The 13981-nt window shown below is 69.8% G+C and carries 13 protein-coding genes; 6 read left to right on the top strand and 7 right to left on the bottom strand.

Annotation, left to right across the window (positions count from 1 at the left end):
• A partial coding sequence (gene polA, locus AC1HC7_RS04020) for a DNA polymerase I (protein WP_479494972.1) occupies positions 1–2784 on the bottom strand: 2784 nt, incomplete at its 3' end.
• 5 nt (positions 2785–2789) lie between these two features.
• Positions 2790–2972, bottom strand: a complete 183-nt coding sequence (locus AC1HC7_RS04025; protein WP_479494973.1) for a zinc-finger domain-containing protein — start codon at positions 2970–2972, stop codon at positions 2790–2792.
• A 172-nt stretch (positions 2973–3144) separates the two neighbouring features.
• Between AC1HC7_RS04025 and AC1HC7_RS04030 the strand changes: the two genes are divergently transcribed.
• Entirely contained in the window at positions 3145–4140 is a 996-nt protein-coding gene (locus AC1HC7_RS04030; protein WP_479494974.1) for an ABC transporter ATP-binding protein, read from the top strand.
• Between the two features lie 55 nt (positions 4141–4195).
• Here AC1HC7_RS04030 and AC1HC7_RS04035 read toward each other — a convergent pair whose 3' ends face one another.
• Complete coding sequence (locus AC1HC7_RS04035; RefSeq protein WP_479494975.1) at positions 4196–5023, bottom strand: hypothetical protein; 828 nt, start codon at positions 5021–5023, stop codon at positions 4196–4198.
• 125 nt (positions 5024–5148) lie between these two features.
• A complete protein-coding gene (locus AC1HC7_RS04040) occupies positions 5149–5949 on the bottom strand; it encodes a sulfotransferase family protein (RefSeq protein WP_479494976.1) in 801 nt (266 codons plus the stop codon).
• 136 nt (positions 5950–6085) lie between these two features.
• Here AC1HC7_RS04040 and AC1HC7_RS04045 point away from each other — a divergent pair, with 136 nt between their 5' ends.
• Both AC1HC7_RS04045 and AC1HC7_RS04050 read left to right on the top strand, forming a co-directional pair.
• Positions 6086–7792, top strand: a complete 1707-nt coding sequence (locus AC1HC7_RS04045; RefSeq protein ID WP_479494977.1) for a DUF5928 domain-containing protein — start codon at positions 6086–6088, stop codon at positions 7790–7792.
• Between the two features lie 14 nt (positions 7793–7806).
• Positions 7807–8196: an HIT domain-containing protein gene (locus AC1HC7_RS04050; protein WP_479494978.1), complete on the top strand. Its 390-nt coding sequence runs from the start codon at positions 7807–7809 to the stop codon at positions 8194–8196.
• A gap of 9 nt (positions 8197–8205) precedes the next feature.
• Here AC1HC7_RS04050 and AC1HC7_RS04055 read toward each other — a convergent pair whose 3' ends face one another.
• The 3 genes from AC1HC7_RS04055 to AC1HC7_RS04065 are packed head-to-tail and all read right to left on the bottom strand — an operon-like array spanning position 8206 to position 10747.
• On the bottom strand, positions 8206–9558 hold the full coding sequence (locus AC1HC7_RS04055; protein WP_479494979.1) for a flavin-containing monooxygenase: 1353 nt from the start codon (positions 9556–9558) through the stop codon (positions 8206–8208).
• Positions 9555–10322, bottom strand: a complete 768-nt coding sequence (locus tag AC1HC7_RS04060) for a DUF1194 domain-containing protein (protein ID WP_479498710.1) — start codon at positions 10320–10322, stop codon at positions 9555–9557. Before AC1HC7_RS04060 ends, AC1HC7_RS04055 begins: the two co-directional genes overlap by 4 nt.
• Entirely contained in the window at positions 10319–10747 is a 429-nt protein-coding gene (locus AC1HC7_RS04065; protein ID WP_479494981.1) for a VOC family protein, read from the bottom strand. The genes AC1HC7_RS04060 and AC1HC7_RS04065 overlap by 4 nt, the downstream gene beginning before the upstream one ends.
• 88 nt (positions 10748–10835) lie before the next feature.
• Between AC1HC7_RS04065 and thyX the strand changes: the two genes are divergently transcribed.
• The 3 genes from thyX to AC1HC7_RS04080 all read left to right on the top strand — a co-directional run bounded on the left by thyX (position 10836) and on the right by AC1HC7_RS04080 (position 13562).
• Entirely contained in the window at positions 10836–11765 is a 930-nt protein-coding gene (gene thyX / locus AC1HC7_RS04070; RefSeq protein WP_479494982.1) for an FAD-dependent thymidylate synthase, read from the top strand.
• Positions 11766–11833: 68 nt separating this feature from the next.
• The gene (locus tag AC1HC7_RS04075) at positions 11834–12712 is read left to right on the top strand and encodes an alpha-1,2-fucosyltransferase (RefSeq protein ID WP_479498711.1); all 879 of its coding nucleotides are present in this window, start codon (positions 11834–11836) and stop codon (positions 12710–12712) included.
• The gene (locus AC1HC7_RS04080) at positions 12705–13562 is read left to right on the top strand and encodes a glycosyltransferase family 25 protein (protein ID WP_479494984.1); all 858 of its coding nucleotides are present in this window, start codon (positions 12705–12707) and stop codon (positions 13560–13562) included. Before AC1HC7_RS04075 ends, AC1HC7_RS04080 begins: the two co-directional genes overlap by 8 nt.
• Positions 13563–13981: the final 419 nt, after the last annotated feature.

The following is a 13981-nucleotide window of genomic DNA, read 5'->3' on the forward strand; positions in this document are numbered from 1 at the left end:
CACGGCGATGGTGTCGGCGGCCTGCGATTCCGGGACCTCGAACAGCAATTCGTCGTGGACCTGCAGCAGCATCCGCCCGGTCAGCCCGGCATCGGCCAGCGCTCGGGGCGCCCGGATCATGGCGCGCCGGATCACGTCCGCCGCCGTGCCCTGGATCGGCGCGTTGATCGCCGCGCGCTTCTGGAACCCCGCCTGCGGCCCCTTGGCGTTGATGTTGGGGGTGTGGATGCGCCGCCCGAACAGGGTCTCCACATACCCCTGCGCCTTGGCCTGCTCCACGGTCTTGTCCATATAGGCGCGGATGCCGGGGAATTTCTCGAAATAGGCGTCAATGAAACGTTTGGCCTCGTCGCGCGGGATGCGCAGGTTGTTGGCCAGCCCGAAGGCCGAGATCCCGTAGATCACCCCGAAATTGATCGCCTTGGCCTGGCGGCGCACCATCGGATCCATGTCCTCGATGGGCACGCCGAACATCTCCGACGCGGTCATGGCGTGGATGTCGAGCCCGTCGCGAAACGCCTGTTTCAGCGCCGCGATGTCGGCGACATGGGCGAGGATGCGCAGCTCGATCTGGCTGTAGTCCAGCGACAGGATGACATTGCCGGGATCGGCCACGAAAGCCTCGCGGATCTCGCGCCCCGCCTCGGTCCTGACCGGGATGTTCTGCAGGTTGGGATCGGTGGAGGCCAGCCGCCCGGTGGAGGTCGCGGCCAGGCTGAACGAGGTGTGCACGCGCCCGGTCTCCGGGTTCACGTGGTCCTGCAGCGCATCGGTATAGGTGGATTTCAGCTTTGACAGCTGGCGCCAGTCCAGCACCCGCGCCGGCAGGTCGTGGCCCTCGGCGGCCAGGGTTTCCAGCACGTCCGCCGGGGTCGACCAGGCGCCGGTCTTGCCTTTCCTGCCGCCCGGCAGGCTCATGCGGTCGAACAGGATCTCGCCCAGCTGCTTGGGGCTGCCGATGTTGAATTTTTCGCCGGCCAACGCGTGGATCTCGGTTTCCAGCGCCGCCATGCGCTGGGCGAAATTGTTGGACAGCCGGCTGAGCCGGTCGCGATCGACGCGGATCCCGGCCATCTCCATGTCGGCGAGCACCGGAACCAGCGGCCGCTCCATGGTCTCGTAGACCGTGGTCAGCCGATCGCGGCTGAGACGCGGCTTCAGAACCCGGTGCAGGCGCAGGGTCACGTCGGCATCCTCGGCGGCGTAGGGCGCGGCCTTGTCGAGCGGCACGCGATCGAAGGTGATCGCCGACTTGCCCGAGCCGATCAGCTCCTTGATCGGGATCGGCTGGTGGTCGAGATAGCGGCGCGACAGTTCGTCCATGCCATGCGAATGCAGCCCCGAGGCCAGCGCGTAGCTGATCAGCATGGTGTCGTCGATGCAGACCAGGGGCGCGCCATGGCGGGCCAGCACCTTCATGTCGTATTTCAGGTTCTGGCCGATCTTCAGGATCGCCGGATCGGCGAAAACCGGCCGCAGCATCGCCAGCGCCGCCGCACGATCCATCTGCCCCGGCGTCAACGTCACCGCGCCCAGCAGATCGCCGTCGCCCTCCACATGGCCGAATGGCAGGTAACAGGCCCGCCCCGGCGTGACGCACAGCGATATCCCCACCAGATCGGCCTTCATTTCGTCCAGCGAGGTGGTCTCGGTGTCCACCGCCACATGGCCGCGCGCCATGATCCGCTCGATCCAGCCCTGCAACGCGCCCGCGTCGCGCACGATTTCGTAAGCCGCATGATCGAACGGCGCCGGCGTCGCGTCAGCGGCGCCCAAAGTGACCGGGCCTTCGGGGGCCTGCCCCCCGGAGGCGGGGTCGCCCCGCGCCATCCCCCGCGGCGGCGCCTCAACGCCCAGCTTCGACGCGATGCGCCGCGTCAGGGTCGAAAACTCCATCTCGTTGAGAAACCCCAGCAAGGCGTCCGGGTCCGGGGCCCGCAGCGCCAGATCCTCCAGCGGGGCCGGCACCGGCACGTCCTGCGCCAGGGTCACCAGTTGCTTTGACAGCCGGATCCGGTCGGCGAAATCAATCAGGTTCTGGCGCCGCTTGGGCTGCTTGATCTCCCCGGCGCGGGCCAGCAGGGTCTCAAGATCGCCGTATTCGTTGATCAGCAGCGCCGCGGTCTTGACCCCGATCCCCGGCGCGCCGGGCACGTTGTCAACCGAATCCCCGGCCAGCGCCTGCACGTCGATCACCTTCTCGGGGCCGACGCCGAATTTCGCCGCCACCTCGGCCGGGCCGATGGAAATGTTCTTCATGCCGTCGAGCATGCCCACCCTGTCGCCCACCAGCTGCATCAGATCCTTGTCCGAGGACACGATGGTGACCTTCGCCCCGGCCTCGCGCGCCATGCGCGCATAGGTGGCGATGATGTCGTCGGCCTCCCAGCCCTGCATCTCGATGCAGGGCAGGTTGAAGGCCCGCGTGGCATCGCGGATCAGCGGGAATTGCGGGACCAGATCCTCGGGCGCCGGCGGGCGGTGCGCCTTGTATTCGGGGTAGATGTCGTTGCGAAACGTCTTGCCGGAATGATCGAAGATCACCGCCGCATGGGTCGGCGCGCCCTCGCCGCGATTGTCCTCGACCAGCTTCTGAATCATGTTGCAAAAGCCCGACACCGCGCCCACCGGCAGCCCGTCGGATTTGCGCGTCAGCGGCGGCAGGGCGTGGAAGGCGCGGAAGATGAATCCCGAACCGTCCACGAGTTGCAGGTGATCCCCCGGCCCGAAAGCCTTTTGGGCCGGTTCGGGCGCCGGGTCTGCGGCGTCCGGCGCGTCGGCCACGCCGGTCAGGACCCGTCCGCCGGGCCGCCCTTGCGCACGAATGCCTTGTCGCAATAGGGGCATTCGACCCGGCCGGTCTCGGGCGAGACGCTCAGCCAGACCCGCGGATGCCCGGTCGCCGCGCCGCCGCCGTCGCAGGCGACGCGAGAGGTGGTGACGAGCTCGGTCTCGGGGGCGTCAATGGTCATGAAGAATATTTCCTCGCTGGATCGCTTCGAACTCGGCTCGCATGATAGCGATGCCGGCCCGCGCGGCAAGCGACGCTTTTGCCGCGCGCCGCCCGGGAGCGGCGGCAAGCCCGCGGTTGCGCGCCGCGCCCGCGCGGCCTATTTGCTGCGGACAGCAAGCGGAGACCTGCCGATGAGCGCCCAGACCGATCCCTCCCGCGCGCCGCGCGCGGAGGACCCCGCCCAGACGCCCGAGGCGACGCCGGCCAACGCCATCGAGGTCCGCGGCCTGCGAAAAACCTATCGCGGCGCCGGCGGACCGCCCAGGGAGGCGCTGAAGGGCCTCGACCTCGACATCCCGCTGGGCTCGATCTTCGGCCTGCTCGGCCCCAACGGCGCCGGAAAATCGACCTTCATCAACATCCTCGCCGGGCTGGTGACCAAGACCGCCGGCGCGGTGCGCATATGGGGCTTCGATCAGGACCGCAATCCGCGCCAGTCGCGCGCCGCCATCGGGGTGGTGCCCCAGGAGCTCAACATCGACCCGTTCTTCACGCCGCGCGCAGCGCTGGAACTGCAGGCCGGGCTCTACGGGGTGCCCAAATCCGAGCGCCGCACCGAGGAGATCCTCGAAAAGGTCGGGCTCACGGACAAGGCCGAAGCCTATGCCCGTTCGCTGTCCGGGGGCATGCGGCGGCGGCTGCTGATCGCCAAGGCCATGGTGCACAACCCGCCGGTGCTGGTGCTCGACGAACCCACCGCCGGCGTCGACATCGAACTGCGCCGCATGCTCTGGGCCTATATGCGCGAACTCAACGACGCCGGCGTCACCATCATCCTCACCACCCATTACCTCGAAGAGGCCGAGCAGATGTGCGACCGCATCGCCGTCATCGGCGAGGGCCGGCTGATCGCCTGCGAACCCACCGCAACCCTGCTGGCGCGGCTCGACCGCAAGACCCTGACCATCCAGCCCGCCGAACCGCTCGCCGCCCCGCCGGCCATGCCCCCCGGCGTCACGGCGAAGCTGCGCGACGACGGCGCGCTGGTGCTCGACTACAGCCGCGACGCCACCAATGCCGGGGCGCTGATCGCGCGGGTGCAGGCGGCGGGGGTGACCATCCTCGACATCGCCACCGAAGAACCGCATCTGGAGGACGTGTTCATCAGCCTGGTGCGCGGCGCCTGACCGCCCCGATGCGGCGCAGCCGCGAGAGCCCGCCAGGTCGGCGCGTGACAAGGCCTCAAGCCCGGCGCCACAGTTTCTTGCGCACCGCCGTCAGCGCGTCCGAGACCAGATAATCCACGTGATCGCGGTCCGACAGCGCCGCGCGCGCGCCCTCGCGGTCGCCGGCTTCGTCATCGGGCGGCCCCGGCGCGAAGCCGCGATCGGCCCAGCGGTGATACAGCAGCGCGTCCAGTTCGTTCTCGCCGAGGATGCGGGCGCGCAGCGTCTCGCCCAGATCCTCGCGCCCGATCCGCCTGGCCTTGCCCACATTCGAGCTGATCACCTGATCATCGACGCCCAGCTCGCGCGCGATCCCCGCCACCGCCTCGTCGCAGCGCCGGTAGCCGCCGACGAAGTGAAAGCCGGCGAAGGCCCGCTCCAGCAGGTCGAAGCGCCCCCGCGAGGACAGGCCGTAGAGCGCCGGATAGCCGATCTCGAAATAGCGGTGCAGCAGGAAGCGGCTGACGGGGTTGCGCCGCTGCGCCGCGTACCAGCCCTCGAAATCCGGCGGCGCGACCTCGCCATGGGTCTCATGGCGCCAGATCCGGTAATTGTAGAAGGACAGCAGATAGCCGATGGGGTCGCGCAGCAGCACCGATTCCCGCACCGGCCGCCCGGCGAACGCCCGGCGCAGCGAGGTGGACAGCGAATGCCCCGAGACCAGCCGCACCCCGGCGACGTCGCGCGGGCGCAGCGCGTAGCGGTTGCCGATCACCTCGCGCAGCGGGTTCTGCCAGCGCGGCGCGATCATGAACCCGTCGCCAAGCGTCCGCGAAAAATGGTTTTCAACCGTGGTGCCGGCGCATTTGGGCACATGCAGGAAGAAATGGACCGGATCGGACATGCGGGATCCCTTGCGCGCGGCTCTCCCCGCCCGATAGCGCACAAGCCGCGCCGGCGCAACGCGCGACGCATTCCTGCGCCCGCCGGGCTATGCGGGGCGGGCGTCGAGGGGTCGGCGCGCCGGGCCTAGGACAGCTTGCCGTGGATCAGATCCAGATCCATCTCGCGGCGCGGCGGCCCGTCGCCGGGGGCCTTGTCATAGCCGAACAGCCGGAAATCCTTGCGATACACATCCTGCACCAGATGCGTGGACAGATCGTCGAAATACGCCGCCACGGGATGGGCGCGCCTGGGCCCGTGCGCGGCGCTCTCGTTGAAGCGGGGCAGCGCGTCCAGATCCACCGGATGCGCCGGGGTCGCCAGGTCCAGCACCGCGCGCAACCCCTCCTCCAGCCGCTCGGTGGGCAGGATCAGCGCGTAGCGCCCGCCGCCGCGGATCATGGTGCCCACATGCCCGGCCTGCGCCGACCAGTGGATGTCCGGATCCATGGGCTTGCGAAATCGGATGGTGTCGCGCGCGAACAGCAGGAATCGACGAAAAGCCGCGATCTGGTCGAAATCCTCCTGCTCCACATCGACGCCGTAGCGGCGCAGCATCGGCGTCAGCGCCCCGCCGCGATAGCGTCTGCCGTTGCGCTGGATGCCGGCGATCTTGTCGAAGAACGCCGACAGGATCCGGGTGTACGGGTTGCGCACGAAGGTGAACACCGGCGCGCGGTGGCCGGTGATCGCCTCGGCGATCCGCGGCTGGGCGTCGGGCTGGTTCCATTTCAGCAGCCCGGTGCGGGCGTCGTGGATGTCGCCGTCGAAATACCGCCCGTGATCGCCGCGATACAGCACCTGCCCGATGGTCGAACAGGCGCATTTGGGCACGACGCGATAGATCAGCGTCTCGCTCTCATTCATCCAGGCGCCGGGGAATCCCATGATCGATATCTCTCCTGCAAGCCTGCAAACCGGGTTGCGCGGCCTCCAGATAGCGTCGTCAAAGTAAATTATTCATGGATTGCGCCCAGTATCCGACTCGCCCGCCCCCGATCGCCGTGCAGTCCGGACGCCCGCCATGGTCAAAATCGCCTATCTCATCCTGTGCCACGACGCCGTGGACGACGTGCTGGCCAAGGCGCGCTGTTTCCTCGACGCCGGCGATTGCGTGGCGCTGCACATGGATCGGCGCATGCCCGAATCCGAGGCCGCGCGCCTGCGCGCCGGCCTGCGAGGGCGGCCCGGCGCGCTGTTCACCGTCCGGCGCAAATGCGGCTGGGGCGCGTGGAGCCTGGTGCGCGCAAGCCTCGATCTGCTGCGTGCCGCGCGCGCCGCCTTTCCCGACGTCACGCATTTCATGCTGATCTCCGCCGACTGCTTTCCGATCCGGTCCGCCGCGGCCATGCGCCGGGCGCTGGCCGAGGACCCGCGCGACCATGTGGAGCACAAGGATTTTCACCGCTCCGACTGGATCAAGACCGGCATGAAGGCCGAACGCCTGATCTATCGCCACTGGTTCAACGAACGCGCCCAGCCGCGCCGCTTCTACGCCAACCTTGCGGTGCAGCGGCGGCTGGGGCTGCGCCGGGCGACGCCGCCGGGACTGACCATGCGCATCGGCTCGCAATGGTGGCTGCTCAGGGCCTCGACCGTGGACCTGCTGCTGGCGCGGCTGAAGGCGGCGCCCGGGCTCGAACGGTTCTTCGCAACCACCTGGATCCCGGACGAGACGTTTTTCCAGACTCTGATCCCGGCGCTGGTGCCGGCGCGCGAAATCAACGACGCGCCGCCGACCCTGCTGATGTTCTCCGACTACGGCATGCCGGTGGCGCTCTGCGCCGATCACGAATCGCAGCTGCTGGGCCAGACGCGGTTCTTCGCCCGCAAGATCACCCGGCATGACCCGGCCTTTCGCGCCCGCTTGCTGGCCCATTACCGCGACGGGCCCGCCGAAGAGCCGGCGCGCGATTCCGGCATGCTGGCGCGGCTGCGCTACCTCGCGGCGCGCGGGCGGCACGGCAACCGCGCGGCGCCGCGTTTCTGGGACACCGGCGGGCGCGTCGGCGGGACGGATGACCCGGTCATGCCGCGGCTGACGGTGATCTGCTGCAAGAAATGGCATGTGGGCGCGGCGACGGCGGCGCGGATCGCGGCGGCGCGCGGCGCGGTCTCGCTCGGCTACCCGTTCGACGACGCGCCGGCGCTCGATCTCGATCTCGGCGGCTACGAACACGGGCTCGACAAGCGGCGGCGCGCGCCGGCGGCGTTTCTGGCCATGGCCGCGGCGGCGCTGCGCACCGATCGCCTGGTGCTCTGCGTCGATCCGGCCCGCCGCGACCTGCTGCGGCTGCTTGACGACAGGGTCGGCTCGCTCCGGGTGCGCGAAATCCGAACCGATTGCGACGAACCCTGGCTGCACGGCCATGCGGCGCGGCTGGGATACGGCGCCCTGACCCCGGACCTCGCCACCGCCCTGCGCGTGGAGATCAAGCAGGAAAGCGCCGCGCTGGCGACGCTGGGGCTCGCGGATTTCGCGGTGCTGGACATGAGCGCGGCGGAAACCGCCGCGACGGCGCATGGAAAACCCGAGGACCCGGCCGCGCCCGACGCAGCCCCGCCGAACCTGAGCGTCGTCGCCTGTACGCCGCCCCGCCCGATGCGCCGAAGCCGCGAGGGCGCCCCCCCCAAAAAAAAACATTCCCCAAAACCCCGACCGCCGCGCTGGACGGCGCGCGCGCCGGGCGCTATCGACTCCGCGGACAGCGTTTCCCCCGCAACCGGCTAACGGAGCATCCGGCGATGGCATACGCCTATGACGACCAGAACATCTTCGCGAAGATCCTGCGTGGAGAGATCCCCAACAAGACCGCGCTCGACACCCCGCATTCGCTGGCCTTCCACGACATCTACCCGCAGGCGCCCACCCATGTCCTGGTGATCCCCAAGGGCCCCTACGTCACCCATGACCATTTCGCCAGCGAGGCCAGCGACGCCGAGATCGTCGATTTCGCCCGCGCGGTGGCCGAGGTGGCCCGGATGGCCGGGCACGCGCCGGGCGAGGGCGGCGCCGGGTATCGCATCCTGTCCAACGCCGGGCCCGACGCGCATCAGGAGGTGCCCCATTACCATGTGCACGTGTTCGCCGGACGTTTTCTCGGGCGCATGATCACGGCCCCCGAAAAGGCCTGAGCCCGCGCCTCAGCCGGGGCGAATCGGGCGGCAGCCTTCGGTTTCGGGCCAACCCATGCGCCGGCGGAACCCGCGCAGCGCCGCCAGATAGGCGTCGCGCTCCACATAGGCGGCGTGGCGGCGCGACCCGAGCATGCGCAGCCCGCCGCGCATGTCGGCGCCGTCGCGCCCGGCCTCGGCGAAAACCGCGGCGCCGCGCCCGGCGCGGCTGGCGGCGATCGCGCGGGCGATGATCCAGGCCATGTCGTGAAACAGGGTGATGGAGCTGCCCGCCGCCTTGATGAAGCTCATGCAGAACAGGTCCTCGCGCACCCCGCCCCCGGGTTTCGGCGCGAACACCCGCAGCGGCAGCGCCAGCCCGCCGCCGTCCATGGGCAACACCGCCTCGTCGACATAGGGCGCATGCCATTCATAGCCGGTGGCGAGGATGATCTCGTCGAACGCCGCGCGCCGCCCGTCGGCGAACGCGACCTCGCGCCCGTCAAGCCGCGCCACGTCGGGAAAGATCGTCAGGTCGCCATGGCGCAGATGGTGCAGCATCTGGTCATTGACCAGCGGGTGGGTCTCCATCAGCCGATGATCGGGCCTGGGCAGGCCGAGCCGGGTCAGATCGCCCTGCAGCAGCCGCAGCAGAATCGGGAACAGCCACTGGCGCGCGCGCAGCGGCAGGGGCGGGCCGTCGGCGGCGAACACGTCCGCCGGCTTGCCAAGGATATGCTTGGGGATCACGTGGTAGCCGCGCCGCAGGCTCAGCGCGGCGAAATCCGCCGCCGCCGCCGCGTCGCAGGCGATGTCGGCGCCGGAATTGCCCCCGCCCACCACCAGCACCCGCTTGCCGGCGAAATCCTGCGCGGCGCGATGGGTCATGGCATGGCGGACGACGCCGTCGAAATCGCCGTCATGGACCGGAACATGCGGGTGCGAGGTGGCCCCGTTGGCGCAGACCAGCCAGCGGCAGCGCGCCCCGGTCCCGTCGGACAGGCGCAGCCGCCAGCCCCCGGCGTCCGGAACCGCCGTTTCCACCCCGGCGCCGAACCGCGCGCCGCGATACAGCCCGGCCTCGCGGGCGAAATCGCGGATGTAGCGCAGCACCAGGTCGTGGCGGGGATAGTCGGGCCAGGCCTCGGGCATGGGGTAGCCGTCAAAGCCGGTCATGCTGCGCGAGGAGATCAGATGCGCGCTGTCATAGATGGCGCTGCCCTCGGAATCCGGGTTCCACAGCCCGCCGAAATCGCCCGCACGTTCGAAGATCGCCCAGGGGATCGAAAGCTCGTCCAGCACCCGCGCCAGCGTCAGCCCCGCCGGGCCGCCGCCGACGATGCCGACCAGATCGGGCGGGGCGGCATCGGGCGCGCCGCTCATTCCAGCGCGCCGATGATCAGCGGGCGCTTCAGCTCGCGCAGCAGCTTGCGGCGCATGGCGACGGCGTAATCGCCGTAATCGTCGGCCAGTTCGGTGAAGGCCTCGGCCCCGTGGATGACGATGGTCTGGAAATAGCGCACCAGCGCCGGGCGCTCGCTGCCCCCGACCACCAGCGCGTTCACCGTCACGCCGCGAAAATCAAAGGCGTTGTAGGCGAGATGCGGCTCGAAGCCGTCATTGTTGGCGCCGTCCCCGGACACGTCGAGGGTCTTTTGCACGCAGAACGGGCTGCGCCCCAGCAGCACCGCGCCATAGCCGAGCGCATAGCCGAGCGCCGTGGGGAATTCCGCATGGCTGCGCGAAAAGCCGCGGATGCGCGCGGCGAGGGCGTCGATCTCGGCGGGTGTGGCGGGCGTGACCCAGTCGCTGACCATCGCCTGCTGGTTGCGCCCGGACCATTCGTAGATCGCCAACGCCACCGGGCCGCCGGGGGCGAGGATCGCCGCCTGCACGTCGGCGTCCTCCAGCGCGCGGGCGAGCCCCTCCGATTGCAACTGGTATTCGGCCGCGTCGACGCTCGACGACACGTCGAGCGCCAGCGCCAGCGCCAGCCGGCAGGCGCTGGCGGGGGCTGCTGCGGCGGCGGCAAGGCTCAGCGCCGCGACGCAGGCGGCGCCCCGCAGGCCGGGCCGAAACCGGCCGCCCGCCGCCCGCCCCGCGCCGCGCGAAACGCGGCCCGATGCGCCATGCCTCCCCCCGATCACCAGTGACCGGTGTTTTCCATGCTCGCCCACGGCTCCGCCGGGGCCAGCGCGTCGCCCATCTGCAGCAATTCGACTGAAATGCCGTCCGGGCTGCGCACGAAGGCCATGCGCCCGTCGCGCGGCGGGCGGTTGATGGTGACCCCGCCCGCCTGCAGCCGCGCGCACATGTCGTAGATGTTCTCCACCGCATAGGCGAGATGGCCGAAATTGCGGCCCTCGCCGTAGTCCTCGTCCGAGCCCCAGTTGTGGGTCAGTTCCACCTGCGCGTCCTCCTGCCCCGGCGGCGCGAGGAACACCAGGGTGAATTTTCCGGCCTCGTTGTCGATGCGCCGCACCTCCGTCAGCCCCAGAAGGTCGCAATAGAAGGCTTTCGAGGCGTCAATATCCTTCACGCGCACCATTGTGTGGAGATATTTGATCTTCATATTGCGGCCGCTCCTGCGATATATCCTAGATGTAGCGGTCCTGATTCAGGACCGACTCGGATGCGCCTTTCGGCACAGGGATCAGGATATGTCGCTCTCGCCAGAACAACAGGCGGAAATCGCCGCCGCCCGCACAAATCCGCGAAAAACCCTGCGCGCCACCGCGCCGGGGCTGGAGGCGCGGCTGTTCGAGGCGGTCCCGCTGCTCGATCACGGTTTCGTGCGGGTGGTGGATTACATGGGCGACGACGCGGCCATCGTGCAGGCGGCGCGGGTCAGCTACGGCGCCGGCACCCGCAAGGCGCGCGACGACCGGGGGCTGATCCGCTACCTGATGCGCCACTGGCACTCGACCCCCTTCGAGATGTGCGAGATCAAGCTGCATGTCAAACTGCCGATCTTCGTCGCGCGGCAGTGGATTCGCCACCGCACCGCCAATGTCAACGAATACTCGGCGCGGTATTCGGTGATGGACCGGGAATTCTACATCCCGGCGCCCGAAAACCTCGCGGCGCAGGCCAGCGACAACCGCCAGGGGCGCGGCGCGGCGCTGGAGGGCGCGGAGGCGGCCGAGATCCTGCGCATCCTGCGCGACGATTCCAACGCCGTCTACGGCGATTACGAAAAGATGCTCAACCAGACTTTCGCCGGCGAGACCATCGACGAAAACCGCGTCGGGCTGGCGCGGGAACTGGCGCGCATGAACCTGACCATGAACGCCTACACTCAGTGGTACTGGAAGGTAGACCTGCATAATCTGTTCCATTTCCTGCGTTTGCGGGCCGATCCTCATGCGCAGTATGAAATTCGGGTCTATGCGGAGGCGATCTGCGACATCGCGCGGGACTGGGTCCCCGCCGCCTACGAGGCCTTTGCGGACTACCGGCTTGGCGCCGTGCAGCTGTCGGCGGCGGCGATGGCCTGCCTGCGGCGGATGCTGGCGGGCGAGGACGTGACCCAGGCCAGTTCCGGCATGAGCCCCGGCGAGTGGCGGGAGTTCGAGGCGGCATTGAAGTGATCCGCTGAGATGACAAGCGCGCAGACACCCCGTGATCGCCCGGCCGGGGCGGCGACCGGAGCGGCGCGATGAGCGGCCCGCCCGAAAACCGCCCCGAGATCTGCGTCGGCCTGCAGGGCGGGCTCGGCAACCAGCTGTTCCAATACGCCGCCGGGCGGGCGCTGGCGACGCGGCTCGGGGCCGATCTGAGCGTGCATCCGCGGGCCCGAAGCGCCGCCGGGATCAAGGCCATCGGGCTTGGCGATCTCGGCCTCGCGCCCCGGGTCCGCGCGGGCCATGGCGGGGCGCTGCGCCGGGCGTGGCTGAACCTCGCCAAGATGCTGGACGACAGGATCGTCAAGACCCCGCCGGGCTGGCGCGGCGCGGTCTGGCGCGAGCGCGGCTTCACCTATGACCCCGATTTCGAAACCCTGCGCGGCAGCCAGTATCTCGCCGGCTACTTCCAGTCGCCCCGCTATTTCGCCGACATCGCCGAGGATCTGCGCGCCGGGCTGCTGCGCGGCTTGGCGGCCAGTTGCGCCCCGCCCCGGATCGATCTCGGCGGCGACAGCGTGTCGGTGCATATGCGGCTCGGCGACTACGCCGACGCCGCGACGCAGGCGGTGCACGGGGCGCTGACCCCCGATCACTACGCCGCCGCCATGGAAAAAATCCGCGCGGCGCGGCCCGCGGCGCGGTTCCACCTGTTCTCCGATCAGCCCGAGGCGGCGTTGGCGCGGCTGTCCGGGCTGGACCTGATCCCGGTCGATGGCGGCGGGCGGGCTGCGGACCTGCTGCTGATGGCGCGCTGCCGCCATCATGTGATCGCCAATTCAACCTTCAGTTGGTGGGGCGCCTGGCTCGGCCCCGGCGGGATCACCGTCGCGCCGCGCCAGTGGTTCGCCCCGGCGCAGCAGGCCCGAAGCGACCCGCGCGACCTGCTGCCGGAGGATTGGGCGCGTGTCTGACCCGGGGCGCCAGGGCTATGACGCCTACCTGATCAATCTGGACCGCGACACGGATCGGCTGGCGCACATGCAGGGCGAATGCGCCCGCGCCGGCATCGCGGTCTCGCGCTTTCCGGCGCTCGGCCCGCACCCCCTGCCCGACGATCTGCACCCCATGTTCCTGGATCCGCAAGGCGCGCCGCACGCGCCGCTCACCCCCGGCGAGATCGGCTGTTACGCCTCGCATCTGGCGCTGATGCGGCGCATCGGCGCGGGCGCCCGCCCGGGGCTGGTGATGGAGGACGACCTGCGCCTGTCGCCGGACTTCGCCGGACTCGACGCGCTGATCGCCGCGGCGCCCCCGGACTGGGCGTTCCTGCGGCTCTCCAATTCGCCGAAATCGCCCTGTTTCGCGCGCGCCCGCGCGGGCCGGACCTGGCTGGTGGAATACTGGCGCGTGCCCAACAACGCCGGCGCCTATCTGGTCTCGCCGGCGGGGGCGCGCCGGTTTCTCGCCGCGCATCCACGCCGCCTGCGCCCCATCGACGAGGACCTGCGCCGGGTCTGGGAACATGGCTGCGTCACCTATGGCGCCCTGCCCCCGCCGGCGCTCTCCAACATCTTCGATTCCAGCATCGAGGCCGCGGGCGCCCGCGGCGACGCCCCGGCGCGCATGCGATTCGCCGCCGCGCGCCGGCGGCTTGGCGGCGTCGCCCCCTGGCGCTGGCGACTGCGCCGCCTGGGCGCCCTGGACTGCGCTCGCGCGCTCGCCCATGGCCTCTGGCTGCGACTGCGCCGCATCGCCGCCGGGCGTCGCGCCTCCCCCGCCGCGCATATGCTGCGCCCGACCGGCAAAAGCCCCGCGCCATGACTCCGCGCCGCGCTCCGCAATGGACTCCGGCGCCCCGAGCCCCTGCGCGATCGGCGCGGCGCGGCGCGGAACCTCACCCCGCCCCGCGGTCCCGACAGCGCCGCGCCGGACCGCAATCGCACTGACCTGCGGCGCAGCCATGACGGCCAATGCTGCCCCCCGTTCGTCTGGGAAAGCTGGCGGCCCCGCAATGCCCGACGCAGCCGCCTGACCTTGTTTTTTCCTTTGATGGCAATGACTTTGCAAATAACATTGCACCCGGTCAAAATTCCTATTGCCACGGTTCCGCAAACTCCCTAGAACCCGCTTCACCGCAGCGGGGGGGTGGCGACGCCGCTTTTGCTCTGGGGGTTCTTTCGGGGGCCATGCTCTTTGACATATTGTATCTGAGAAGGGATATGCGGGCGGTTTGGTTCTGT

It is taken from the genome of Oceanicella sp., from assembly GCF_056449545.1.